General features: G+C 71.2%; 22 protein-coding genes and 1 tRNA gene. 6 read left to right on the forward strand and 17 right to left on the reverse strand.

The annotated features are described in order from the left end of the window. Positions 1-52 precede the first annotated feature (52 nt). From ACIQM4_RS12090 to ACIQM4_RS12140, 11 genes are all read right to left on the reverse strand, one after another. Complete coding sequence (locus ACIQM4_RS12090; protein ID WP_401589618.1) at positions 53-1,324, reverse strand: CynX/NimT family MFS transporter; 1,272 nt, start codon at positions 1,322-1,324, stop codon at positions 53-55. Positions 1,325-1,384: 60 nt separating this feature from the next. Next, a complete protein-coding gene (locus tag ACIQM4_RS12095; protein ID WP_401589621.1) occupies positions 1,385-2,059 on the reverse strand; it encodes a FadR/GntR family transcriptional regulator in 675 nt (224 codons plus the stop codon). A gap of 264 nt (positions 2,060-2,323) precedes the next feature. Beyond that, positions 2,324-3,163, reverse strand: a complete 840-nt coding sequence (locus ACIQM4_RS12100; RefSeq protein ID WP_401589623.1) for an HAD family hydrolase — start codon at positions 3,161-3,163, stop codon at positions 2,324-2,326. After that, on the reverse strand, positions 3,160-4,437 hold the full coding sequence (gene serS / locus ACIQM4_RS12105) for a serine--tRNA ligase (protein WP_401589626.1): 1,278 nt from the start codon (positions 4,435-4,437) through the stop codon (positions 3,160-3,162). The genes ACIQM4_RS12100 and serS overlap by 4 nt, the downstream gene beginning before the upstream one ends. A gap of 483 nt (positions 4,438-4,920) precedes the next feature. Further along, positions 4,921-5,856, reverse strand: coding sequence for a prephenate dehydratase (pheA, locus tag ACIQM4_RS12110; protein WP_401589629.1), 936 nt, complete (start codon positions 5,854-5,856; stop codon positions 4,921-4,923). A gap of 148 nt (positions 5,857-6,004) precedes the next feature. Further along, the gene (efeB, locus tag ACIQM4_RS12115; RefSeq protein ID WP_401590147.1) at positions 6,005-7,243 is read right to left on the reverse strand and encodes an iron uptake transporter deferrochelatase/peroxidase subunit; all 1,239 of its coding nucleotides are present in this window, start codon (positions 7,241-7,243) and stop codon (positions 6,005-6,007) included. A 74-nt stretch (positions 7,244-7,317) separates the two neighbouring features. After that, positions 7,318-9,288, reverse strand: coding sequence for a copper resistance CopC/CopD family protein (locus ACIQM4_RS12120; RefSeq protein WP_401589632.1), 1,971 nt, complete (start codon positions 9,286-9,288; stop codon positions 7,318-7,320). Between the two features lie 17 nt (positions 9,289-9,305). After that, positions 9,306-9,866 carry a copper chaperone PCu(A)C gene (locus ACIQM4_RS12125; RefSeq protein ID WP_401589634.1) on the reverse strand — a complete coding sequence of 187 codons (561 nt, stop codon included), beginning with the start codon at positions 9,864-9,866 and terminating at the stop codon, positions 9,306-9,308. Further along, positions 9,863-10,525, reverse strand: coding sequence for an SCO family protein (locus tag ACIQM4_RS12130; RefSeq protein ID WP_401590150.1), 663 nt, complete (start codon positions 10,523-10,525; stop codon positions 9,863-9,865). Before ACIQM4_RS12130 ends, ACIQM4_RS12125 begins: the two co-directional genes overlap by 4 nt. Positions 10,526-10,565: 40 nt before the next feature. Continuing rightward, positions 10,566-11,318: a YcnI family protein gene (locus ACIQM4_RS12135; protein WP_401589637.1), complete on the reverse strand. Its 753-nt coding sequence runs from the start codon at positions 11,316-11,318 to the stop codon at positions 10,566-10,568. A gap of 111 nt (positions 11,319-11,429) precedes the next feature. Beyond that, positions 11,430-12,287, reverse strand: coding sequence for a hypothetical protein (locus ACIQM4_RS12140; protein ID WP_401589640.1), 858 nt, complete (start codon positions 12,285-12,287; stop codon positions 11,430-11,432). Between the two features lie 251 nt (positions 12,288-12,538). Between ACIQM4_RS12140 and ACIQM4_RS12145 the strand changes: the two genes are divergently transcribed. Next, positions 12,539-12,994, forward strand: coding sequence for an ATP-binding protein (locus tag ACIQM4_RS12145; RefSeq protein ID WP_401589642.1), 456 nt, complete (start codon positions 12,539-12,541; stop codon positions 12,992-12,994). Positions 12,995-13,033: 39 nt separating this feature from the next. Here the strand turns inward: ACIQM4_RS12145 and ACIQM4_RS12150 are convergent, their stop codons facing one another. Both ACIQM4_RS12150 and ACIQM4_RS12155 read right to left on the reverse strand, forming a co-directional pair. Further along, positions 13,034-14,527: an aminopeptidase P family protein gene (locus ACIQM4_RS12150; protein WP_401589645.1), complete on the reverse strand. Its 1,494-nt coding sequence runs from the start codon at positions 14,525-14,527 to the stop codon at positions 13,034-13,036. Between the two features lie 196 nt (positions 14,528-14,723). Then, entirely contained in the window at positions 14,724-16,199 is a 1,476-nt protein-coding gene (locus tag ACIQM4_RS12155) for a PP2C family protein-serine/threonine phosphatase (protein ID WP_401589647.1), read from the reverse strand. A gap of 453 nt (positions 16,200-16,652) precedes the next feature. Between ACIQM4_RS12155 and ACIQM4_RS12160 the strand changes: the two genes are divergently transcribed. Then, positions 16,653-17,339: a bifunctional DNA primase/polymerase gene (locus ACIQM4_RS12160; protein ID WP_401589650.1), complete on the forward strand. Its 687-nt coding sequence runs from the start codon at positions 16,653-16,655 to the stop codon at positions 17,337-17,339. A gap of 193 nt (positions 17,340-17,532) precedes the next feature. After that, entirely contained in the window at positions 17,533-18,159 is a 627-nt protein-coding gene (locus ACIQM4_RS12165) for a hypothetical protein (protein WP_401589652.1), read from the forward strand. Between the two features lie 245 nt (positions 18,160-18,404). Here the strand turns inward: ACIQM4_RS12165 and ACIQM4_RS12170 are convergent, their stop codons facing one another. The 3 genes from ACIQM4_RS12170 to ACIQM4_RS12180 form a co-directional block, all read right to left on the reverse strand. Continuing rightward, complete coding sequence (locus ACIQM4_RS12170) at positions 18,405-19,373, reverse strand: DUF5926 family protein (RefSeq protein WP_401589654.1); 969 nt, start codon at positions 19,371-19,373, stop codon at positions 18,405-18,407. Positions 19,374-19,667: 294 nt separating this feature from the next. Then, on the reverse strand, positions 19,668-20,273 hold the full coding sequence (locus ACIQM4_RS12175; protein WP_401589656.1) for an ATP-binding protein: 606 nt from the start codon (positions 20,271-20,273) through the stop codon (positions 19,668-19,670). Positions 20,274-20,368: 95 nt separating this feature from the next. Continuing rightward, positions 20,369-21,199 carry a glycerophosphodiester phosphodiesterase gene (locus ACIQM4_RS12180; RefSeq protein WP_401589659.1) on the reverse strand — a complete coding sequence of 277 codons (831 nt, stop codon included), beginning with the start codon at positions 21,197-21,199 and terminating at the stop codon, positions 20,369-20,371. A 298-nt stretch (positions 21,200-21,497) separates the two neighbouring features. Here ACIQM4_RS12180 and ACIQM4_RS12185 point away from each other — a divergent pair, with 298 nt between their 5' ends. After that, positions 21,498-23,090, forward strand: a complete 1,593-nt coding sequence (locus ACIQM4_RS12185) for a S1C family serine protease (protein ID WP_401589661.1) — start codon at positions 21,498-21,500, stop codon at positions 23,088-23,090. Between the two features lie 43 nt (positions 23,091-23,133). Beyond that, a tRNA-Ser gene (locus ACIQM4_RS12190) sits at positions 23,134-23,220 on the forward strand. Positions 23,221-23,427: 207 nt separating this feature from the next. Here ACIQM4_RS12190 and ACIQM4_RS12195 read toward each other — a convergent pair. Then, complete coding sequence (locus ACIQM4_RS12195) at positions 23,428-24,312, reverse strand: bifunctional DNA primase/polymerase (protein ID WP_401589664.1); 885 nt, start codon at positions 24,310-24,312, stop codon at positions 23,428-23,430. Positions 24,313-24,616: 304 nt separating this feature from the next. Here ACIQM4_RS12195 and ACIQM4_RS12200 point away from each other — a divergent pair, with 304 nt between their 5' ends. After that, complete coding sequence (locus ACIQM4_RS12200; protein ID WP_401589666.1) at positions 24,617-24,928, forward strand: hypothetical protein; 312 nt, start codon at positions 24,617-24,619, stop codon at positions 24,926-24,928. Positions 24,929-25,063: the final 135 nt, after the last annotated feature.

Consider the following 25,063-nt stretch of genomic DNA (forward strand, 5'->3'; position numbering starts at 1 on the left):
GTCTTCCCGTGCCCGGCCTGGAGGTCAGATCTCCCGGCCCCTGACCTGGAGGTCAGATCTTCCGGTCCCTGGCTGCGAAGAGTCCCACCACCAGGGCCGCCGCACACACGCCCAGCATCAGGGCGATCGGCACCGTCCAGTCGCCGGTCACCTGGTGGACGGCGCCCGCTGCCAACGGGCCGACGGCGGCCAGCAGATAGCCGATCGTCTGCGCCATGCCGGAGAGCCGTGCCGCGGTCGCCGCGTCCCCGGCGCGCAGCACGATCATCGTCAGTGCGAGTCCCACGGCGCCGCCCTGACCGATGCCGAGGATCGCCGACCACAGCCAGGCTCCCGCCACCGGGGCGACCATCAGGCCGGCATAGCCGGTCGCGACGAGAGAGGCGACAACAGCGACCAGCGGGCGCTGGCTTCGCATCCGGCCCGCCAGCAGGGGGACGACGAATGCGCCCGCGACCTGGATCAGGTTGTTGAACGCGAAGATCACGCCCGCCGTGGACCGGCTCATGCCGTGATCCGTGAAGATCGTCGGCATCCACGCGATCAGGACGTACGACCACAGGGACTGGAGGCCCATGAAGAGAGTGACCTGCCAGGCCAGCGCCGAGCGCCAGACGCTCTTCGGGGAGGTTGCGGCAGCGGCGGCCGGGGCGACCCGTACCTCGTGTCCGGTACGGCCGCGGGTGATCAGAAGCTGAGGCAGCCACGCCACCGCGGCGACCGCCGCCAGCAGCGACCAGAACGCCAGCGACGCCTCCCAGGAGCCGCCGAAGGCCTTCTCCAGCGGCACAGAGGTGGCGGCCACGACAGTGGCGCCGGCAATCATCGAGCCCGTGTAGACCGAGGTCATCGGCGCGGCCTTGTCGGGGAAGTCCCGCTTGATCAGACCCGGCATCAGCACATTGAGGAGGGATATCGCGACACCGATCAGCAGACCACCGCCGTACAGAGCCGCCGTCGAGGGGAGGACCCGCACCAGGATGCCCACGCCGAGCAGCAACAGGGCCGCGAACAACACCAGTTCGGTACCGAAGCGCCGTCCCAGCCAGGGGGCGATCATCGCGCCGACACCCAGGAAGAGCACCGGTACGGAGGTCACGAGACTGGTGGCCGTCGACGACAGCCCGAAACTGTCACTGATCTCGCCGACAAGCGGGGACACGCTCGCGAGTGCCGCCCGCATGTTGAGCGAGGCCAGCACGATGCCCACCATGAGCAGTACCGGATGCGCCAGCAACGCCCGCCGCGCGGCGACCCCTTGGGGAGTGGGCCGGACGTCGGCCTCGGCGTCCAGCAGTAGTTGATCGGCATCCGGGCGTGACAAGGCAAGCACCTTTCTCGGGTGGGAGATGGGGGGGTGGGCAATGAGGGCGGCAGGCGGGATTCAGCGACCGACGAGGCCGCGGATCACGTCGATCGGCACCTGGAGGAGCGCCCGCGCGGCCTGTTCCGCCGTGGCCGGGTCGCCGCTCTCCACGGCGTCGACCAGGGCGGCGTGCGCGTCCAGGTCGATGGGCGGCATTTTGTGATCACCGAGTGAGGTGACCAGGGACTCGTGCACCTGGGCGGAGAAGAAGCGGTAGACCTCGCTGAAGGCCGCGTTGTGGGTGGCTTCGACGACGCTCCGGTGGAAGACGAGATCGGCGTCGGCCGCCCGGTCGCCGTGTTCGCGCAGTGCGGCCAGGGCGGTACGCAGTGCGCGGAGATCGTCTTCGTCGCGGCGTACCGCGGCGAGCCGGGCGGCCTCTGCCTCCAGGGCGACGCGCAGTTCCAGTACGTCGAGTACGCCGGCGTGCTGCATGCCTCGCAAGACCGCTGCCGGGTCGGCCGTCGAGCGGACGAAGGTGCCGTTGCCCTGGCGGGACTCCAGCAGACCGGCGTGCACCAGGACACGTACGGCCTCGCGGACGGTGTTCCGGCCGACACCGAGTTGTTCGGCCAGCACGTGCTCGGTGGGGATCCGGTCGCCGACGGACCACTCGCCGTCAGCGAGCTGGTCGCGGAGCTGATCCACGACCGAGTCCACGAGGGACTTGCGCCCCGCCGCCTGAAGAGCCATCTCGGCGTCCCGCTTTCAGAGTGATTCGCCCGGTTGCCCAGTCATCCTACAACCGGCCGCCCGGTTAGGTGTACACCCCCTTTAAATGAGGCGGAGGCCGGGCGGTGAGGACAGGGCGGGCCGGTCGGCGGGCGAAGAGGCCGGGTGGTGGCGACCAACGGGGTCAGTCAGCGGCAAGGGGGCCGGTGGCAGCCGGCCGTACACAGATGCGGGGCGGGGCGGGAGCAGCACCTCGGTGCCGACCCCGCCCCGCCCCCCGGAATCTCAGCGCTGCAGCAGGTTCTCCAGGACCACGGCGATTCCGTCGTCCTCGTTGGACGCGGTGATCTCCTGGGCGACGGCCTTCAGCTCGTCGTGAGCGTTGGCCATGGCAACGCCGTGCGCCGCCCAGCCGAACATCGGAACGTCGTTCGGCATGTCGCCGAAGGCGATCGTGTCCGCGGCCTTCAGCTTCAGCCGGCGCGCGGCCAGCGACAGACCGGTCGCCTTGCTCAGGCCGAGCGGCAGGATCTCCACGACCCCTTCGCCGGCCATGACCACGTCCACCAGGTTCCCGACCGTCGCCCGTGCGACCTGCGCGAGGGCGTCGTCGGACAGCCCGGGGTGCTGGATGTACACCTTGGTCAGCGGTGCGGCCCACACCTCGGCGGGGTCCTCGAACGGGACGTACGGCAGCGGGCCCTCGTGCACCCGGTAGCCGGGGCCCATCAGGACCTCGCCGTCCATCCCGTCCCGGCTGGCGGCCAGCGCCAGCGGGCCGATCTCCGCCTCGATCTTGGAGAGCGCGAGGCCGGCGAGTTGCCGGTCCAGCGTCACCGAGGTCAGCAGCCTCCGCTCGCCGGCGTGATAGACCTGCGCGCCCTGCCCGCACACCGCGAGTCCCTTGTACCCGAGGTCCTCGAAGATGTGCTTGGTCCAGGCGACGGACCGGCCGGTCACCACGATGTGCGCGGCGCCCACCGCGCAGGCCGCGTCGAGCGCGTCGCGCGTACGCTGCGACACAGTCTGGTCGTTGCGCAGCAGCGTGCCGTCGAGGTCGGTCGCGATCAGCTTGTACGGGAACGGGGCCTGGGCGTCCGGGACGGCGGAGGCAGCGGTAGTCACTTGGCGATCGGCTCCAGGACCTCGCGGCCGCCCAGGTAGGGACGCAGGACCTCGGGGACCCGTACCGAACCGTCCGGCAGCTGGTGGTTCTCCAGGATCGCCACGATCGTGCGAGGGACCGCGCACAGCGTGCCGTTCAGGGTGGAGAGCGGCTGGACCTTCTTGCCGTCACGCATCCGGATCGAGAGCCGGCGGGCCTGGAAGCCGTTGCAGTTCGACGCCGAGGTCAGCTCGCGGTACTTGCCCTGGGTCGGGATCCAGGCCTCGCAGTCGAACTTCCGCGACGCGGAGGCTCCCAGGTCACCGGTGGCCACGTCGATCACCTGGAACGGCAGTTCAAGGGCGGTCAGCCACTGCTTCTCCCAGCCCAGCAGCCGTTCCAGCTCGGCCTCCGCGTCCTCCGGGTGCACATAGGAGAACATCTCGACCTTGTCGAACTGGTGCACGCGGAAGATGCCGCGGGTGTCCTTGCCGTACGTCCCGGCCTCGCGGCGGAAGCAGGGCGAGAAGCCCGCGTAGCGCAGCGGCAGCTTGTCCGCGTCGATGATCTCGTCCATGTGGTACGCGGCGAGCGGGACCTCGGAGGTGCCGACGAGGTAGTAGTCGTCCTTCTCCAGGTGGTACACGTTCTCCGCGGCCTGGCCGAGGAAGCCGGTGCCCTCCATCGCGCGCGGGCGGACCAGCGCGGGTGTCAGCATCGGGACGAGGCCGGCCTCGGTGGCCTGGGCGATGGCCGCGTTGACGAGCGCGAGCTCAAGGAGCGCGCCGACACCGGTGAGGTAGTAGAAGCGCGAGCCGGAGACCTTCGCGCCGCGCTCCACGTCGATGGCGCCCAGCGCCTCGCCGAGTTCGAGGTGGTCCTTGGGCTGGAAGCCCTCGGCGCCGAAGTCGCGGATCGTGCCGTGCGTCTCGCGGACGACGAAGTCCTCCTCGCCGCCCACCGGCACGTCCTCGTGGACGATGTTGCCGAGCTGGAGCAGCAGGCGCTGGGCCTCGTCGGCGGCCTCGTTCTGTTCGGCGTCCGCGGCCTTCACGGCGGCCGAGAGCTCGCCGGTGCGCTTGAGCAGCTCGGCCTTCTCGTCGCCGACGGCCTTCGGGATCAGCTTGCCGAGCGACTTCTGCTCGTTGCGGAGTTCGTCGAAGCGGACGGCGGACGACCTGCGCCGCTCGTCGGCGGAGAGCAGGGCGTCGACGAGTGCGACGTCCTCTCCACGGGCGCGCTGGGAGGCGCGAACACGGTCGGGGTCCTCACGGAGCAGGCGAAGGTCAATCACCCCACCAGGCTACCGGTGACTACCTGCGCCCCTCACCCTGATATCCCCGTCCACTCCTGTCCGGGTGCGCTGTTTGACCGTAATGCCGGCATTGAGAGTTCGATGGACCGGTGGTGCCGAATCGGGCATCACGGCCTTTTCCCTTGCGCGGGGCGGGAGTTGGGTCACGGCTTGTCCACAGGGGGTGGGTGTTCCTGCAAGTTATCCACAGGGTGTGCGAAAGATCTGTGGATGCCGGAATGGATCATTCCGAAAGGGGCATCCGGGGCGATGGATTCCCTCCCCAAACACCCCTCACACACTCATTCGAGTGGGAATTGCTCCCCCTAAAGAGTTGATCAACTCAATTGAGGTGACACCGCCGTACCTGTCGGCCTGTGGAAGGAAGAGGGGCTCTAGGGCGATTTGTCGACCATGTCGCGTTACGTTGTCGACTTGTCCCCAGGGGGCGACCCTGTCCTGTGGATAACTTTGCCGTTGTCCTCAGGCCCGGCCGTCCTGGCACCGGGCCAGCCAGTCCGACGCTTCCGTGAACTCCCGGTCCGACGTCCCGTGCCGCAGTTCGGGCACGTCCTCCACCGCGACGCCGGCCCTCGGGTAGGAACCCAGGAACCGCACCTTGGGCGCGATCCGCTTCAGTCCCATCAGCGCCTCACCCACCCGGCGGTCCGCGATATGGCCCTCGGCGTCCACCGCGAAGCAGTAGTTCCCGATGCCCGCCCCCGTCGGCCGGGACTGGATGAGCATGAGGTTCACGCCCCGTACCGCGAACTCCTGGAGCAGTTCGAGCAGCGCACCCGGGCGGTCGGGGCCCAGCCAGATCACCACCGACGTCTTGTCCGCCCCGGTCGGCGCGGCGGGGCGTGCCGGACGGCCCACCAGCACGAAGCGGGTCTGCGCGTTCACCGCGTCGTGGATGTCGGTGACCAGCGGCTCCAACCCGTAGGTCGCCGCCGCGAACTCCCCCGCGAAAGCGGCGTCGTAGCGCCCCTCCTGGACCAGTCGCGCCCCGTCCGCGTTCGAGGCGGAGGACTCCCACACCGTCTCCGGCAGGTTCTCCTTGATCCAGTTGCGCACCTGCGGCTGGGCGGCCGGGTGGGCGGTCACCGTCTTGATGTCGTGGAGTTTCGTGCCCGGTCGCACCAGCAGCGCGAACCGGATGGACAGCAGGACCTCGCGGTAGATCATCAGCGGTTCGCCCGAGGTCAACGCGTCGAGGGTGGCGGTGATCCCGCCCTCCACCGAGTTCTCGATCGGTACGAGTGCCGCCGCCGCCTCTCCGTTGCGTACGGCGTCCAGTGCGGCAGGCACCGACACCATCGGGGCGAGCTCACGGGTGGCGGCTTCGGGGAGCGTACGGAGGGCGACCTCGGTGAAGGTGCCTTCGGGGCCAAGGTAGGCGTAGCGCGTCGCTGACATACGGTCACCCTAATGGGCCGTACGGGACCCGGCTCAGCCGTCCCAGGACCGTGCACGGCTCTCTCAGGTCCCGGCTCGCCCATGCGCGGCCCCCAAGGTCCCGGCCCCAGTACGGTCGGTAGGTCGCCGATCCCGAGAGTCTCCCGGCTCAGCCCTCCAGCAGACGCTGTCCCACGTACTCGCCCTTGCTCGGGCCGCCCGGTACCGCGAACAGGCCGCTTGCCTCGTGCCGGATGAACTTCGACAGTGCGTCCCCCCGGTCGAGCTTGCGCTGCACCGGCACGAAGCCCCGCATCGGGTCCGCCTGCCAGCAGATGAACAGCAGGCCCGCGTCCGGCACCCCGTCCGTCGCGATGCCGTCGTGGTAGGAGAAGGGGCGCCGCAGCATCGCCGCGCCCCCGTTCTGCTCGGGCGCCGAGATCCGGGAGTGCGCGTCCGACGCGATGACCAGCTTGCCGTTCGGTCCCACCTTCTGGAGATCGGGCTCGGTGAACTCGTCGCCGCCGGTCAGCGGGGCACCGTCCTTCTTGCGCCTGCCGATGACCGCCTCCTGCTCGTCCCTGGGCAGCTGCTCCCAGTCGTCCAGGAGCATCCGGATGCGCCGGACGACCGCGTACGAGCCGCCCGCCATCCACTCCTGGCCCGCCGGGCCACCGCTCTCCGGGACGAAGATCCGCTTCTCGAAGTCGGCCTCCTTGGGCTGCGGATTGCCCGTTCCGTCCACCTGGCCCATCAGATTGCGGGTCGTCATCGGGGCGGCGGTCGCGCCGGGCGAGCGGTTGAAGCCGTTCATCTGCCAGCGCACCCTGGCCGCCTCCCCGGCCTCCTTCTGCACCGCGCGCAGCGCGTGAAAGGCGACCAGGGAGTCGTCGGAACCGATCTGAACCCACAGATCGCCGTTGCTGCGCCGGGCGTCGAGGTGGTCGGAGGAGAAGTCCGGCAGCGGATCCAGCTCCACCGGGCGCCTCGCCGTCAGCCCCGTGCGGTCGAAGAAGGTCCGCCCGAAGCCAAAGGTCACGGTGAGGGACGACGGCCCGGCGTCGTTCGCGACACCGGTGTCCGTGCTGCCCGACGATTTGCCCGCCATCAGCCGCTCGGCCAGCCCCGACCAGCGGCGCAGCAACGCCGTCGCCTCCTTGCGGCCGGACCCGGGCGCCAGGTCGAAGGCGATCAGATGACCGCGGGCCTGGAGCGGGGTGGTGATTCCGGCCTGATGTTTCACGTGAAACATCGCCTCCGTCGACCCGACGGAGGACAGCGGGCCCGGCCCGTCGGCGACCGGTTCCCCCTGCAGGGCGGAGACCGCTCCCGCGCCGCCCGCCCCGCCCAGGACGAGCCCGGCGGCCGACGCCGCGCCCGCGGTGCCGATCAGCCGGCGCCGCGAGATACCGGGAGAGGCCGCGGGAGAGGTGTCCCCCGCGGCGCGGGAGGTCTCGGTGGAGGGTTTGTCGCTCACGCCGGTCAGCCGATCTTGACGTTCTGGTTCACGGTCACTTGGTCGATGTCGGAGGTCCTGATCGTCACTTCGATCTTCCACGTTCCGGCCATCGGGATCTGTACGCCGCTCGCACTCCAGTGTCCGGGAGCGAGCTTGTCGGGCACCGCGGGCAGCGGGCCGATCTGCTGGGCCTCGTTGGTGAAGGCGACCTTCAGCTCGGGGGCGTCCACCGGCTTGCTGTCCGGGGAGGTGGCCCAGACGTGCAGCGCGTTGCCGCCGGTACGGCCCGGGTTTATCTGGAGCCGGACGGTGCCCTTGCCGCCCTCGCCGCCGGTGTCGAAGGGCATGTTCAGATCGAGTGGACGATTCGGTACTGCCGGAGCCACCGCGCTGCCGCGGCTCGTCTCCTTGAGTTCGGTGCGTCCCGGTTCGGTGCTGGTCAGGACCGTGGTGACGGCGAGCAGTACGACCGCGACCCCGGTCTCCAGGAGGACGGAGCGGCGCAGCCCCGACCGTTCGGGGTCGGCGTCGCGGTCCCGCTTGGCGCGGGCCGTGCTCATCGCGGCCTGCTGCCTCGCGAGTTGGGCGGCCCGCTCGGGATCGGCGGACCCCGCCCCCGCTTCGCCGCGCTCGGCCTCGGCCGGCACGGTCACTGATTCGGTCCGCGCGGTCTCGGCCTCGGCCACCGGGCCCTGCGCCAGCCGCCCGGTCCACCGGCGCGAGAACCAGGCCGCCGTGACCATGACCGCGACCAGCGCGACCTTCGCCAGCAGCAGCTGTCCGTACGTCGTGTCGACGAGCGCCTTCCAGGAGCCGACCTGCCGCCAGGACTGGTAGACCCCGGTCACCACGAGCACGGCGACCGAACCGAAGGCGAGGCGGGAGAAGTTCCGTACCGCGGTGCGGTCCAGCGCGGGCGACCGGTGGAGGGCGACCAGCAGTGCGGCCAGTCCGCCGAGCCAGGCGGCGACGGCCAGCATGTGGAGCACGTCCACCGGCATGGCGATGCCCGCCTGGATGCCCGTCGAGGCGTGCTCGGACATCGCCCAGGTGGCGGCGATGCCTGCCGCGACGACCCCTCCGCCGAGGGCGAGGCCGAAGGTGAGGTCCTTGCGCGAGGAGTCTTCGTCGTCGTCGGCATCGTCGGCGCCGACCTTCTTCGCGTACGCGCCGAACAGCACGGCCACGAACAGCGCCGCCGCGCCGAGCAGCAGCAGCCGCGACACCAGCGCCGCGCCCGCCTTGGTGGTCAGTACGGCCTTCAGCGCGGCCAGGTCGAAGATGCCGGAGAGCTCCCCCGACCCCGTGTAGGGGGCCCGCAGCAGCAGCATCAACAGCGTCGACGCGGCGAGCACCAGCCAGCCGCGCACCACCAGCCGCTGCATCGGACGTTCGGCAGCCCCCCGCCGCCAGCAGGCGAGCACGAACGTGGCCCCGCCGACGAGCACGATGAAGCCGGCGTAGGCGGCGTACCTGGCGATGCCGTAGAGCGCGCCGACCGCGCCGCCCCCGGCCTCCTGGTCCGGCAGGGCGACGCTGCTCTTGGAGGGGGCGCCGATGGAGAAGGTCTGGGCGCCGGAGATGGGGTGGCTGTCGGCGGAGACGGCCTGCCAGGCGACGGTGTACGTGCCGTCGGGCAGACCGCTGTGCAGGGCGACGCCGTACTTCACGACGTCTCCGCTGCACAGGTCGAGTATCTCGCCGGTGTCGGCGCGCTTGCCCGACGGGTCGAGGACCCGGATGGCGTCGTCGCCGAGCGAGATCTGCTCGGAGAAGTTGAGGGTGACGTCCTTGGGGGCGGTGGCGAGCACCGCCCCGTCCTTCGGGTTGCTGTCGGTGAGCGCGGCGTGCGCGGCGGCAGGGCCGATGCCCGCGAGCAGCGCGCCGAACAGGGCGATCGCCACGAGCAGTACGCGTACCGCTGTGGTGGTCGCGGAGGTTCCGGCGGCCTGGCCGGCCGCCGGGGTTCCGAAGCGCGGGGCGGTGTCCGTCATGGTGTGGTCTCAGCCCCTCAGTGGTGTTGCTGCGGGTTGTGGGTGGCTGCCTCCACCGGCATGTCGACCTTGACGGTGCCGGCCTTCTCGAAGTGCAGCTCGACGGCGACCTTGTCGCCCTTGCTCGGCTTCTTGCGCACATCGAGGAACATGATGTGGTTGCCGCCGCGCTCCAGGTCGAGCGTGCCGCCCGCGGGCACGTCGAAGGACTTCACCTCCTGCATCCTGCCGTCCTTCGTCGTCTCGTGGATCTCTGCCTCACCGGCGAACCCGGGGGCGGTGACGGACTTCAGCCTGTCCGCGACCGCGCCGCTGTTCTTGACGGTGAGGAAGCCGCCCGCCATGTCGGCCATGGCGGGCTCCGGCATGAACGCGCCGGAGACCTCGATCCTGGGCCCGCTGTCGGCCGCCGGAGCGGTCGTCTTCGTGGCGGCGGTCCTGTTCCCCGTGTCGCCGCCGCAGCCGGTGAGCGCGAGCGAGCCCGCGAGGGCCAGGACGGCGAGCGGGGCGACACGTGTGGTGGCGAAGGTGCGGGTGCTGCGGACGCCGCCGGCGCCGCGGGTCCTGCGGCGGTTCACGGCGTCTCTCCCTTGACGATCTTCGGGAGATCGGCGGTGTAGTCGTCGGCGGTGGCCTCGTCGGTGTAGAGGAGGTAGCCGGCGTCGGTCTTCGGCGAGAACGCGATGACCTGCTTGGTGTGCATCGACGTGACCTTGCCGTCCTTGTCCTTGGTGGACGGCTCGATGCTGACGCCCAGCTGGCGTGCCCCGGCCTGGATGGTCGGGAAGTCGCCGGTCAGCCCGATGAAGTCCGGGTTGCCCGCGCCCTTGAGCCACTTCCCGAGTTCTTCGGGGGTGTCCCGTTCCGGGTCGGTGGTGACGAAGACGACCCGGAGCTTCTCCTGGTCGGCCTTCGGCAGCTTCTTGTACGCGGCGGCGATGTTGCTCATCGTCAGCGGGCACACGTCGGGGCAGTTGGTGTAGCCGAAGTAGATGAGCGTCGGCTTGCCCTTGGTGGCTTCCCGCAGGTCGTACTCCTTGCCGTGCGTGTCCTTGAGGACCAGGTTCGGCTTGGTGTAAGGGCGGTCGAGGGCCGTCGCGGCCTTGGCCTTGGTCGGCGAGACCTCGGCGACCGACTGGTTGCCCTCCTTCGGTGTGTCGTTGCCGCCACAGGCGGACAGGGTGAGCGTGGCCGCGGCGACGAGCGTCGCCGCGACCAGCACGTTCTTCTTGGCGATGGAACGCAATGGAGATCCTGGAGCTTGAGGAACGGGTGGATCAGGCGGCGCGGCGGCGACCGGCGAGAACACCGAAGGCCACACCCGCGACACCGACGACGATGCCCACGATGCCGAGGATGCGGGCGGTGGTGTCGCTGCTGTCGGCCGCCGCGGCGGTCGCCTTCTCGTCACCGTCGTGCGAGTCGTCGGCCTTGGCCGCCTTGTCGTCGGCGGCCGGGGTGTCGTGACCGTCGGCGGCGGCGGCCGTCAGCTTGAGGACGGGGGCCGGGGACTGCGGCTCCGGCTGCCCCTCCTTGGGCTCCTCGATCCAGCGGACGACTTCCTTGTTGTCGTACGTCTGGACGGCCTTCAGTACGAGCTGGTCGGCGTCCTCGGGGAGCTGGCCGAGCGAGAGCGGGAACTGCTGGAACTCGCCGGGGGCGATCTTGCCGCCGGTCCAGGTGATCTTGGAGACCGCCTGCTTGATCTCCTTGCCGTGCACCTTCAGCGGCTTCTCGAGATCGGCCTTCTCGACCTTCGCGGTCCAGCCGGGGACGGCCTGCGGCATCACGGAGGTCAGCGGGTGGTCCTTGACCGGGAAGCTCACTTCGAGCTTCACCGTCGAGGCGTTGTCGCGCTCGTTGGGGACCTTGACGTTGACGGTGGCGTAGCCGCCCTTGGCGGCCGGGCCGACGGGCTGCACGCTGACGTGCGCGAAGGCGGGACCCGCCAGCAGCACCACGGACGCGGCGGAGGCCACGGAGACGGCGGCGAGACGGGACAGACGGGTGGTACGACGGACTGCGGTCATGGCTGTGAACCCCATAGGTCGAGAGCGAATCGGGTGACAGGAGCACCTCGTCGAGGCGCACCGGATCCGCGACCCGCTCCGTCGTCAGGAGTGCAGACGTGAGGGGCCGCGTCAGGCGATGAGGGAGTACGCCGAGGCGGGCGGCCCGCGCCTGCTCACCGAGTGCTGCAGGGCCCGCCCTTCCAAGCGCACCGGGGTGCGGAACGCGGCGGGTACCGTGCGCGGTCCGCCCGAGGGCGCGCACACCAGCCCCGCCAGAAGCGCGTGCACGAGTACGAGCGCGGCGCGCAGGGACCGTACGAGTGCTCCCGCGGCGATCTCCTCGGCGCTGTAGGCGGAGAGCCTGCCGAGCCGCCGCAGTGCGAGATCGCCGTGCCGCAGCAGCCACCCGGTGGCGAGTGCCGCCAGCAGGTGCCCGAGCAGCATGGGGAGGGTGGGGACCAGGGAGTGCAGACAGTCGGCCGCCGTACCGGCGCCGCCCTGTCCAGTGCCCGTACCGACATCGCCGTACGCACCGTACGCCCCGGACACGCCGTGACTTGGATGTCCGCCGGCGGCCGGACCGAGCCCCGCCGTGGTCACCACGTCCCGTGCCTCGGCCTCGTCGAGTCCGGCTCCGCCACCGCACATGAGGTCGGCGGCGAGCGCGCCCAGCGGGCCCTTTCCGTCGCCGGCGGCGGCTGCCGTGTGGTTCTGCCCGAGCCCGAACAGGACGTGCAGCGCGAGTTGTCCCGCGGTCAGCGCGAAGGTGATCGACGGCAGCGACCGGGTCCGGCCGACGAGCGGCACGGCCAGCGCGAACACCCCGGCGAAGGCCACCGCGAGGGTCCACCACGGCACGGTCGCCGTGGAGCCCAGCACGTGCCCCGTCGCGGACAGCACGACGCAGACCGCGGCGAACACCGCGGCCCTGGCGAGTCGCGGGGCGACCCTGCTGTGTGCGTCGCGCGAGGCGACCGGCTGTGACATGGCGGAGCCATCATCGCACTGCGACCCCGCCCCGGACCCGGCAGGTCCGGAAGCTCCCGATGGTCCGTTACATCACCCCGGGCGGGCCGTCGGAGCGGCCCGCGAACCGGCCCTGACGCGGCTGCGTATACACCGGCGCGCAGGGCGCGTACATCCGCCGAACGAGCGCTCTCACTCCCGTACCGGGCTTACGGAACGCCGCTTGCGGCAATACGTAGACGTATGTCGAGCCGCAGCCAGGAGGCTGGAGCATGAGCATCTGGTGGTCACTCCACTTGCGGCGCGAAGCCGCGAGCGTCCCGCTCGCCCGCCGTCTTCTGCTCGGCGCCATGGAGACCGCAGGTGTCGACCCCGATGTCTCCTACGACCTGTCGGTCGCGCTCAGCGAGGCGTGCGCGAACGCGGTCGAGCACGGCGGCGGCCCCACGGGGGGCACGCACTGCGCCGAGTACCGCGTGACGGCGTACCTGGACGGCGAGAAGTGCCGGATCGAGGTCACCGACTCGGGACCGGGCTTTCCCTCCGGGCGGCGCCGCAATCCGGCCGCGCAGGGTGGTGGACACCTCCGGGAGAGCGGCCGGGGACTCTGCCTGATCGAACAGCTCGCCGACCACGTGCACTTCCGCAACGGCCCCGGAACGGGCGCGGTGGTGAGCTTCGACAAGATCCTCAAATGGCGCGAGGGCGCGCTGCTCCAGGCATCCTGACGGACCCCGGGCAACGCGCCCTCACCACCTCTGCCCCGGTCAGGCCTTGGTCGCGGCCATCCACGCCTCGACCTCGTCGGAACGGCGCGGCAGGGCGGCCGACAGGTTCCTGTTGCCGTCCTCGGTGACGAGGATGTCGTCCTCGATCCGGACGCCGATGCCCCGGTACTCCTGCGGCACCGTCAGGTCGTCCGCCTGGAAGTACAGGCCAGGCTCGACGGTCAGGCAGACACCCGGCTCCAGCGTGCCGTTGACGTACGCCTCGGTGCGTGCGGCGGCGCAGTCGTGGACGTCGAGACCGAGCATGTGGCCGGTGCCGTGCAGGGTCCAGCGGCGCTGCAGGCCCAGCTCCAGGACCTTCTCCACCGGGCCTTCGACGAGGCCCCACTCGACGAGCTTCTCGGCGAGCACGCGCTGCGACGCGTCGTGGAAGTCGCGGTAGGCGGCGCCCGGCTTGACCGCCGCGATACCGGCCTCCTGCGCCTCGTACACCGCGTCGTAGATCTTCTTCTGCAGCGGCGAGAACGTGCCGTTGATCGGCAGTGTGCGCGTGACGTCGGCGGTGTAGAGGCTGTGCGTCTCCACGCCGGCGTCGAGCAGCAGCAGGTCGCCGGAGCGGACGTCGCCGTCGTTGCGCACCCAGTGCAGGGTGGTGGCGTGCGGGCCTGCGGCGCAGATCGAGCCGTAGCCGATGTCGTTGCCCTCGACGCGGGCGCGCAGGAAGAACGTGCCCTCGATGTAGCGCTCGGAGGTGGCCTCCGCCTTGTCGAGGATCTTCACGACGTCCTCGAAACCGCGGACGGTGGAGTCGACGGCCTTCTGCAGCTCGCCGATCTCGAACTCGTCCTTCACCACGCGCGCCTCGGAGAGGTAGACGCGCAGCTCGGCGTCGGTCTCGGCGGTGACCTTGTCGGCGAGGGCCGCCTCGATGCCGGCGTCGTGCCCACGGACGTTACGGACCCGGCCGGTGCCCGCGCGCAGTGCGTCGGGCAGCTCGCGGACGTCCTTGGCGGGCAGACCCAGCACCTGCTCGGCCTCGGCGAGGGAGTGCCGGCGGCCGACCCACAGCTCGCCCTGGCCGTCGAGCCAGAACTCGCCGTTCTCCCGGTCGGAGCGGGGCAGCAGGTAGATCGTCGCGTCGTGGCCGGTCGCGGTGGGCTCCAGGACCAGAACGCCGTCCTGGGTCTGGTCACCGGTCAGGTAGGCGTACTCGGTGGAGGCGCGGAAGGCGTACTCGGTGTCGTTGGAGCGGGTCTTGAGGTTGCCCGCGGGGATCACCAGGCGCTCGCCGGGGAAGCGCGCGGAGAGCGCGGCGCGGCGGTTGGCGGTGTGCCGCGCCTGCGCGATCGGCTCCAGGCCGTGCAGCTCGGTGTCGGCCCAGCCGGACTTCATGTTCTCGGCGAGCTCGTCGGACACTCCCGGGTACAGCCCGTTCTTGCGCTGCTTGATGGGCTCTTCCTCGGTGGCCCCGGCGGCTTCGCCGTCCACGCTCTCGGGGGTCTCCGGGGTCTCCGGCTTGAGCTCCTCAGACACGACACGTCTCCTCATACGACACAGGGCCAGGGGTTTCCCGCCTCCTGGCCCTCCATCGTATGTCCGTGCGGACGGGCGGTCCCCAGCCTGTGGATAACTGTGAGAAATCAGTCGCCTCCGCACCTGGGTGCCGGCCGGGCCGGGCCGCGAGCAGCCCGGCGCGTCAGTCGAACCGGGTCGCGACCAGTGCTGGTCGTCAGTTGAACCGGGCCGCGAGCAGCACGATGTCCTGCGCCGCCTCGGCCTCGTCCAGCCCGCCGGGCAGCACCGTCCGCAGCACGTGGTCGGCGAGCGCGCCCGGGTCGTCGCGGAGCACCGCCGGTACGCCGGCCGCCGCCGCGTGCAGCCGGGCGAAGGCACGGTCCATGGGGTCGCCGGTCCGGTGCAGCAGCCCGTCGGTGTAGAGCAGCACCGTCTCGCCCGGATGCGGGGTGATCTCCACGCTGGGCGCCTCCCAGCAGGACAGCATCCCCAGCGGCGCCGAGAGCGTCGTCTCCGCGTACTCGGTGCGCCGCTCGCCGACGATCAGCGGCGGGCTGTGCCCCGCGCCCGCGAACACGATCTTCCGCCTGGCGGGTTCGCAGTACGCCATCAGCGCGGTGGCCGAGCGGGCGGGCTCGGTGAGCCGCATCAGCAGTTCCAGGTCGGACAGTACGGCGACCGGGTCCTCGCCCTCCATCACTGCGTAGGCCCGCAGGCTCGCCCGCAGTCGGCCCATCGCCGCCGTCGCGCCGGGACCCGACCCGGTGACCGAGCCGACGACCAGTCCGAGCGCCCCCTCGGGCAGCGGCAGCGCGTCGTACCAGTCCCCGCCGCCGAGCGGTCCTGTCCGGTGGCGGACCGCCATTCTTACGCCGGGCACCCGCGGCAGCCGGCGGGGCAGCAGTCCTTCGGTGAGCGTCGCCACGCGCGCGCGTGCCCGCTCCAGCTCCAGGAGCCGGGCCAGGTGTTCGGTGGCGTACCTGAGATAGAGACTCGCCAAGTGGCGTCTTCGGGCGCCCGGTTCGGCGGGTTCGTCGTAGAGCCACACCACCGCGCCGAGGCGGCCGGAGGGACCGGCCAGCGGGAGGGCGTAACTGGCCGCGTAGCCGAGCCGGGCGGCGACCTCGCGGTGCAGCGGGTCCAGGCCCTCCTCGTGGAGCAGGTCGGGGCTGGCGCCGTCGGTGTCCGTACCGGGGGCGCTCCCGGCGGCCCCGTCGAGGATGCGTCCGTACGCGGTGGAGCCGCGCGGCACCGTCTCCAGGTGGCCGAGATCGGCGTGCGCGAGACCGAGACCCACGGTGCTCGCGGGGCCGAGGCCGTCGGCGGGCTCCAGGGCGGCGAAGCCACGGCGGGCCCCGACGAGAGCGGCTCCGGCGCGCACCACCTCGTGCAGCGCCTCGTCGAGCGTCCCGGTGCCCACCAGGCGTTCGGTGAGTTCGTGAAGGGTGGTCAGGTCGGAGACCCAGCCGGCCAGCCGGTCCTGGATCACTGCTCCCGCAGGCGCGGAAGTCTGGGCGGGGGGTGGTACCAGGGGATCGATTCCAGCCACTTTCGGCACGTGTGGGGCGCTCATGTCAGCCGGCTCTCCGCCTGGTGCGATTCGCTCGATAGCATCGCAAACCCCCATGTCATTCTGCGCCGCTCTCAATGGATCCACATCTACACGCAGATGTAAGGCGATGTCCAGCATTGTCTCCCTGATATTCACGGTGTCCCTGGGGAAACTGAGCAATGCCAAGTTGGCGTGAAAATGCACTCCCCGACAGATATTTGGGGTCGACTGGGGCCGTTCCACAGCGCGTCATATCAAGCCGTGCTGGGTATCTGACACCGTGATGACCGGGGGACTGCGGCCGTGCCGCCGTCGACCTGGAACCCGGCGTAGGGCGCAGGCGTCCTAACCGCTGTGGGCCCGGCACGAACCCCGAGCGGCGGGGAAGCACAGGGAAGGCACCACCGGAGAATCTGGCGACGTCCCACGGGACGGGCAAGCGCCTCGTGCGCGCCACCCCACGCCATGCTCCGCGCTCGGCCCCGATGGGTTGCCGTACCGCAGTCTGTTCAGTGTCTATGCACGCGCAGTAAGTGATGCACACATGGTGCGATGTGGACCTCGGCGTTCAACGGAAAGGAACGAGCGCTCATGCGCGAGATCCCCGGAAGGCGACGCGGGCTCCGGTTCCGGCGAAGCGAGCGGCCCGCCCCACCCGGTACGGCGCTGACCTGCGCCACGGTGTGGCGGTGGCCGGTTCTCCCGGGAGTGGGGCTGTCCCTGGACGGTGCCCGCGGCGGTGCGGGCCGTAGCTGTGCCTGCCCCGACCCCGAGTGCGTGGTGCCCGGCGCGCACCCCTTCGACCCCGGCCTGCTGGCGGCCACCACGGACCCGCGCATGGTGCGCTGGTGGTGGGAGAAACGCCCGGACGCGCCGGTGGTACTGGCCACCGGGGGTCGCGCCCCCTGTGCGCTCAGCCTGCCGGCGCTGGCGGGCGCGCGGGCGCTGGTGGCGCTGGACCGGATGGGGGTGCGGCTCGGACCGGTCGTGGCGACGCCTACCCGGTGGTCGCTGCTGGTGGCCCCGTACTCCCTGGAGCGGCTCGGCGAGCTGCTGTACGCGAAGGACCGCGTCCCCTCCTCCCTGCGGTTCCACGGGGACGGCGGCTATCTGGTGCTGCCCGCCTCGCAGACCGGCACGGGGCCGGTGCGGTGGGAGCGGGAACCGGCCGCCGGCCGGGACGGGCGGCCGTGGCTGCCGGACGTGGAGACGGTGCTGGACGCCCTGGTGACCGCGAGCAGCGGGGCGCCGGGCGGCGGGAGCAGGCTCGCGTACTGACGGGACAGGACCCGCGTGCCGACGGGACAGGCCGTCACGCGGTCGTGCCGCTCACTCGTAAGAGTGCGAGACGGCGCGAGTTCGGCGGAATTGGGCGCGCGGCCGGCAAGGCGCGCGCCTTCCGCCGATATCTTCGGCCCACCGTCCCGAATTCTCGGGCAGTCGACAGGTGGGGCTCTCCTTGAATATCCGCATGATCGGGCTTTCGGCCGTCGTGGTGTTCACCGTGCTGCTGCCGCTGGCGGGGGCGTCGGCGGGGCCGGACGGCTCGGAGGGGGAGGGCGCCGATCCCGCGGAGGCCGCGGCCGACCCCGCAACCGGTGAGCGCAAGGCGCGGCAGGACGGGAAGACCCCGTCCGGGCAGGACCAGGACCCCGCGGCGGAGGGGCAGCGGGAGCAGAGCGGCCCGCCGGTACTCGTGCGCTCGCAGTGCGGACCCGAGGTGGCCTCCCCCGACGGTGTCGAGGCGCAGACGTGCGTACTGGCACAGGGCCGGGAGGTCTGGGCGCGCACGTACTACCGGAACGCCACCGGCGCGGAGCTGGACGCCGTGCTCACCCTCATGGGCCCGGCGGGGCGGACCGTACGGTCGCGCTGCGCGGTGGGTGCGGACGACGAGCCGGGGTCGTGCGAGACGCCGCACGGACAGGCGGGCGGTCGCGGCGCCGAGCCGAGGACGGCCGCCGAGCCGAGGATGACCGAGCCGGCGACGGCCGCCGAGCCGAGGAGGTACGCGGCGGTTTCGGAATTCGCGAGTCCGGGCGAAGGCCGGCTGCTGCTGCGGTCCGGAAGCAACTCGGCCGCGCCCACTCCCGGTTGACCGGGAGCGAAAACTGAAAGGCCCGATCGCTGGCGACGGGGGATGCACCAGCGACCGGGCTCCTAGAACGGTAACAAGAGATCTGCTGTTCGCAAATTCGATCTCGCGTATTCAGACAGCGATTTACCCGTCAGTACGGGGAGTTGTGACCGGAGTCACCGTGCCCCGTCCGTCCCGTTGTGCGCCGTGCAACGGCGACGGGCGCGCCCCCTGGCGAGAGGCGCACCGACGACGGGGGACGGGACTCAGCTGAGGGTCACCTGACGGTTGGTGAGGCCGCCGCGGGCGCGGCGCTCCTCGGCCGTCAGCGGCGCGTCGGAGGCGAGCGCCGGGGCGAGCCGCTCGGCGAACTCGGCGGCAGGCTTCTCGCACTGCTCGGCCGTCATCGCGCTCGGCAGGTCCCAGACCGGGACGATGATCCCGTGCGCCCGGAACGAGCCCACCAGCCGGGTGTCCTCGCCGAGCGACGCGTCACCGGCGGCCTGCAGCCGGGCCAGCGCGTCGAGGAGCTGCTCCTCGGGGTGCGGCATGGCCCACCGCAGGTGGTTCTTCTCCGGCGTCTCGCACCAGTAGGCGCCGTCCACGCCCGTCAGCCGTACGGTCGGGATGGCGGCGGCGTTGGCGCGCTCCAGCGAGGCGGTGACCTCGGCGGACGCGTTGTCGCTGTCCGGCACCCAGAACTCGAAGCCCGTGTGCACGTCGGGCACGAACGCGGCGTCGGGGTCGAGCAGGTCCTGGAGACGCGGACCGTCGGCGGACACCTTGTCGGCCGCCACCGGGTTGCCGGGCTCGGTGGAGAGCGCCCGCTGGAGGGTGTCGGCGAGGTCGCGGCTCAGGTCGCCGGACGGGGTGTCGTTCTGCAGTCCGAGGAGTACGGAACCGTCCTCGCGGCGCAGCGCGGGCCAGGCCATCGGGAGCACGGTCGCCAGGGTGACGGACGGGACGCCGTCGGGCAGTCCGTCCTTGAGGTGGAGTTCGACCGTCGCGGCCGGGACCAGTTCGCGCAGCGCGACCCAGTCGCACTCACCCGCCAGGCCCTCGAAGGGGCGCTGGACCAGTTCGGTCACGGCGTGCGACGCGGCGCGGCCGTGGCACGCCTTGTAGCGGCGGCCGGAACCGCACGGGCAGGGCTCACGCGCCCCGACCACCGGCACGGGCTCGTTGCTGCTGTGCTGCGGCTTGGCGGCCTTGGTCTGCGGGCGCTTCTTGGCCATGCGTGCTTCTCCCATTGCGGCAGTGCGGTGTCGGCGCGAGCCTAGCCGCAATGGGGAGCCCGGCCCTGCGGCCCGTACGGGAACCGCGGTCGCCGGACGGGGCGGGAGCTCCTGCGTGCCGACCATGACGGGCCTTCGCCGACCATGACGGGCCTTCGCCGACCAGCCTTCGCCGACCATGACCGGCCTTCGTGAACCATGACCTGACCGGCCTTCGCCGACCACCGCCGGCTTCGCGGGCAGTCGTAGGCCGTCCCGTCGCCCCGGATCGCCGAGCCCCCCCCGCCACGTGGGTCAGCCCAGATCGTCGAAGGGGACGGCGAAGTCGAGCGACGGTGCAGCGACGCGCGTAGCGAAGTCGCTGTGCCGGTGGTCTCCGTCGAGCAGGACCCAGACCGTCACCTCGCCGGACGCCCTGTCGTCCCGTACGCCCCAGTCGCGGGCGAGCGCGCTGATGATGTTCAGCCCGCGGCCTCCCCTGGCGGTGACCGAAGGGGTGGCCGGAACCGGACGGGTCGGACCGCCGCCGTCCGTCACCTCCACCGTCAGCCGGCCGGCGGGGTCGACGCCCCACGCCGCCTTGACGTCGCCGTCACCCACCTCTGCCGCCGTGCCCAGTGGCCTGCCGTGCCGGCAGGCATTGCTGAGTAGTTCGGAAAGGATCAGAACCGCATCATCAACGACCGATTCGGACACCCCTTTTGTGTGCAACTCCGCACGCATCTGGTGTCTCGCCGCCCGCACGCCGGCAGGGCCATGTGGAATGGCCATGCACGACGACGTGGGCACCTCCTGTGCCTCCACCAACGCCACCCCCGAGACCTCCTTCGCCCCACGCCACGGTGTGAATTCCCCAATGGCCTGGACCGGAAACCGGCCAAGCGTTGGCCAATGATGCACTCGTAACGATCGAATACGGTACGGATGCGCCGGTGCACTCCCAGTAGCGGGCGCCTACAACGGACCTGTTCACCCCCGGGTGGCCACCCGGGGCCTCACCTCGGCTGGTCGCGGCCGAGCTGGGCGAGTACCTGTTTGGGGCGGTTGGTGATGATGGCGTCCACCCCGAGGCGGACGCACATCTCGACGTCCTCCGGTTCGTTCACCGTCCATACGTGCACGCGGTGGCCGGCGCGGTGCAGCCGGGCGATGTAACCGGGGTGGTTGCGCACGATCCGCATGCCGGGGCCCGCGATCCCGGCGCCCGCCGGGAGCCGCCCGTCACGCAGCCGGGGCGTGACGAACTGCATCAGGTAGACCGTCGGGATGGCCGGTGCGGCCAGGCTCACCCGGTGCAGCGACCGCGCGGAAAAGCTCATGATCCGCACCGGGGCCGGGGCGTCGGGCTCCTTCGGCGCACCGTCGAGGCCGAACCGTTTCAACAGCTCCAGGAGTCTCCCCTCGACCTGCCCCGCCCACCGGGTGGGGTGCTTGGTCTCGACGGCCAGCTGGATCGGGCGGCCCGCGTCCGCGACCAGCTCCAGGAGCCGTTCCAGGGTCAGGACGGAGGTGAGGTCGCCGCGGCCGGGATCCCGGTCGGGGCGCTCGATGCTCTCCTCGCGCCCCTTCCAGGAACCGAAGTCCAGGGCGGAGAGGTCGGCCAGTTCGAGGGCGGACACCGCGCCGCGGCCGTTCGACGTGCGATTGACCCGGCGGTCGTGCACACAGACGAGGTGACCGTCGGCCGTCAGACGCACATCACACTCCAGGGCGTCGGCCCCGTCCTCGATTGCCCTCTGGTACGCGGCCAGGGTGTGCTCGGGCTCCTCCTCGGATGCTCCGCGGTGGGCGACTACCTGAATGGTCTGCTGTCGTGCGTGAGTCACCGCGACATGGTGTCACCGACATGGGGCAGGTGTACGCGAAGCAGTACGCAGCGGAACACCCGGCGCGGGCCCGCGGGGCGCCGCCCTGGGCTGGACGGTGGTGGTTCGGCCGCCGATCGGCCTCTTTGAGTGGGCCCCGGGATGCGCCCGAAAGGTCCGTTATAAAGGATGACCAGCGGACACACAGGTCCCGCTTACAGTGCTCCGACGTGCTGTGGGAAAAGCTGACGGCACACACTTGCACAGAGACGATGCAAACTACACAGACCCAGGACGACGCGGAACCGAGGAGAGAGCTGTGAGCACCGAGAACGAGGGCACTGCGGTACCGGCCGCCCCGTCCGCACCGCCGCCGCCTCCCGCTCCGGTGACGGGGCCGGGCACCCCGGACCCCACCAGGGAGCTTCCGACGACGCCGCCCGCCGCTCCCGCGGCGCCTCCCGCGTCGGCCGACGCGCAGCAGCCCGCTCCCCACGGTGGTGCGCAGCCCGCACCCCACGCCGGTGCGCAGCCCGCCCCCCAGGCTGTCGGCGCCCCGCAACCCGCCGCCGCCCAGGGGTCCGGCGCCGGTGCTCCGCAGCCGCCCGGTGCGCCCGGCGCGTCCTGGCCCCCGCCCCCGCCGGCGTACCCCTCTTACGGCAACACCGGCGGCGGCCACGGATACGGCCACGGCGCCCCCGGCAACGGCGGTGGCAGCGGCGACGGCAACCACGGTGGCGGCGACCCCTGGGGCGCTCCCCAAGGAGCCGGTTCCCCGGCGCCCAGGCGCAAGGGACGCGGCGGGCTGATCGCGGCGGTCCTGGTCTCGGCGCTGCTCGCGGGCGGCGTGGGCAGCGGGGTCGGCTACTGGCTGGCGGACCGCGAGGCCAACTCTCCCAGCGGCTCCACCACCATCTCCGCGGCGGGCACCCCGCAGGACTTCAAGCGCGACCCGGGCAGCGTGGCGGGAGTGGCGGGCAAGGCACTGCCCTCCGTCGTGACCATCGACGCGCAGAGCGGCAGCGGCGAGGGCGGCACCGGCACCGGCTTCGTCTACGACAAGCAGGGCCACATCCTCACCAACAACCACGTGGTCGCCTCGGCGGCCGACGGCGGCGAGCTGTCCGTCACCTTCTCCAACGGCAAGAAGTACGCCGCCGAGGTCGTCGGCCGGGCGCAGGGTTACGACGTGGCCGTCATCAAGCTGAAGAACGCGGGCGACCTCAGCCCGCTCCCCCTCGGCGACTCGGACAAGGTCGTCGTCGGCGACCCGACGATCGCCATCGGCGCCCCCTTCGGTCTGTCCAACACGGTCACGACCGGCATCGTGAGTGCCAAGGACCGCCCGGTCGCCTCGGGTGACGGCCAGGGCAGCAAGGCCTCGTACATGAGCGCGCTGCAGACCGACGCCTCGATCAACCCGGGCAACTCCGGTGGCCCGCTGCTCGATTCGCGCGGTGCGGTCATCGGCATCAACTCGGCGATCCAGTCGGTTCCCAGCGGCGGGCTCGGTGGCGGAAGCGGTCAGTCCGGTTCCATCGGCCTCGGTTTCGCGATCCCGATCAACCAGGCCAAGACGGTCGCCCAGCAGCTCATCAAGACGGGCAAGCCGGTCTACCCGATGATCGGCGCGACGGTCGGCATGGACCAGAAGGGCAGCGGCGCCAGGATCGCCGACGCGGGCGCGGGGAACACGCCCTCGGTGACCCCCGGCGGCCCGGCTGCCGCGGCCGGCCTCAAGCCCGGTGACGTCATCACGAAGTTCGAGGACCGGGTCATCGACAGCGGCCCGACGCTCATCAGCGAGATCTGGACCCACAAGCCCGGCGACAAGGTCAAGCTGACCTACACCCGCGGCGGCAAGCAGTCCACAGCAGAAGTAACCCTGCAGGCACGCGAAGGCGACGGCTGACCCGTTAGGCTGTCCTCGCGTCACCGCAGGTCGGTGGCGCGAGGGTGGGTTGCCCGAGCGGCCTAAGGGAACGGTCTTGAAAACCGTCGTGGCAGCGATGTCACCGTGGGTTCAAATCCCACACCCACCGCAGCAGTACGTCGAAGGGGCGTCCGGATCTTTATCCGGGCGCCCCTTTCGCGTGCGTCGGGCGAGGTCGGGTGCGGGTGCCGGTGCCGGTGCGGGTGCGGCGGGCGTTGGTTGTGGGCGGGCGAGCTCGGGTGCGGGTGTGGCGGGCGTGGGTTGTGGTGCGGATGCACCCGTGTGCGCACCGTCGGCCGTGTGGGCCGGGAAGCGGTTATGTCCGCGTGGTGGTCGTCAGGCGGGCCGCCGAGGCGATCGTGGAGCGGGCTTCCTGGAGGGTGAGGCCGGAATGGAGGGCCGCCTCCGTGAGCGCCGGGGTGAGGGTTTCGCCGATTCCGTTCTCGTAGGCGCGGCAGGCGGCCCAGAAGAGGCGGGTGTTGCGCTGGCCCTCGTGGGCGGTGCGGACGAACTCGACGAGGCCGCGGCCCCGGTCCGTACCCGGTAACGGGGGTGGTGGGGGTCCGCGGCGGCCGCGTGGGCGGGGGGTCAGGAGCGGGAGGAGGGCCGGCGGGCAGGGGGCGGCCGGCAGGTGGGCGGTGCCGGGGGCCAGGCGGTAGACGCCGTGGGAGGCGAGGGATCCGGGGCCGACCAGGTAGCCGCCCGCGCCGCGCACGTCGATGCCGGGGGCGAGGCGGCTCGCGGAGTTGGGGACCGTGATGCCGGGCGGACCGGTGAGCCAGAGATGGCGTCCGCCGGAGGGCGTGCGGACGGTGACCGTCTCCGGGATGTCGAACCGGTGCGTGCGGGCGAGGTGTTGGAGGGCCGCGTCGGGGTCGGTGTCCGGGCGAGGGTCCAGGTCGAGGCCGATCAGGTGGTGCGGGGGCCGGCCGCAGGCGATGCCGTAGCCGGTGGCCCAGGGCGCCGCGGCGAACAGGGCCCGTACGACCGCCGGGTCGGTCGACGCGTCGTGGACGCCGTGGCCGGGGAGCCCGCACTCGCCCCGGCAGGGCGGACTGCGCGGATCGGTGTCCTCGTGGTGGGGGGAGCGCAGGGCGGGCAGCTTCGTTCGGGACAGCGGGATGACGGGCAGGCCCCGCTCCGCTGCGGAGAGCGCGTGCGCGAGGGCCAAGGTGGCGGTGAGCCGATCTTGGGTGGCCATGAATCTATAATCGTACGAATGTTCGAACAAGGGAAGCCGGGGAAAGTTGGCCGAAAAAGTGCCGGAACGGTTCACCTTATGGGGTTACTAGCCGCCATGGGCCATTTGCTCGCTCCAGGGCTTTTTGGGGTGAGGTTGGGGGTTTATCGACAAAACCTCACGCTTGCGAGCGAATAAGAGCGTGGTGGGTGGTTCGCCGGGGATTCGGTGGGTGATTCTGATGCAGTGACGTCGACACCAGCTCCGAGGCGGTCGGCCAACTTCCTCGGAAACACCCGTACTTACAGTTCCTGGAGGAATTGACATGGCAAGCATCCGTAGCGCCCGCGTCATCGCCGCTGTCGCCGCTCTCCCGCTCGCTGCCGCCCTCTTCACGGGTGTTGCCGCTGCTGACAACGGCTCTTTCGCGGACGACGGATCGAACGCCACCGTGGCCACGCAGATCGGCACCGGTGTGGGCGGCACGAACAACGGCAACTCCACCACCACGCAGCAGGTGGCGACCGGCGCAGGCGCCTCGAACCAGAACAACACCGCCAGCGTGAACGGCTCCGACGACACCGCCATCCAGCAGGGCAACCACAACGTCGCGGTGTACTTCACCGAGCTCTGGTAGTACCGCGCGGCCTGTTGGGGGTCCGTGCTGCGGGGAATGAACGACTGCCTGTACGGCGGTGCCAAGGCGCCGCCGTACAGGCATTTGCGCGTTCGGGGGTGAGCCTGGCAGGGCGGGCCATGAGCGATGTGTGGC

It is taken from the genome of Streptomyces sp. NPDC091272 (assembly GCF_044757485.1).
GTDB lineage: Bacteria > Actinomycetota > Actinomycetes > Streptomycetales > Streptomycetaceae > Streptomyces.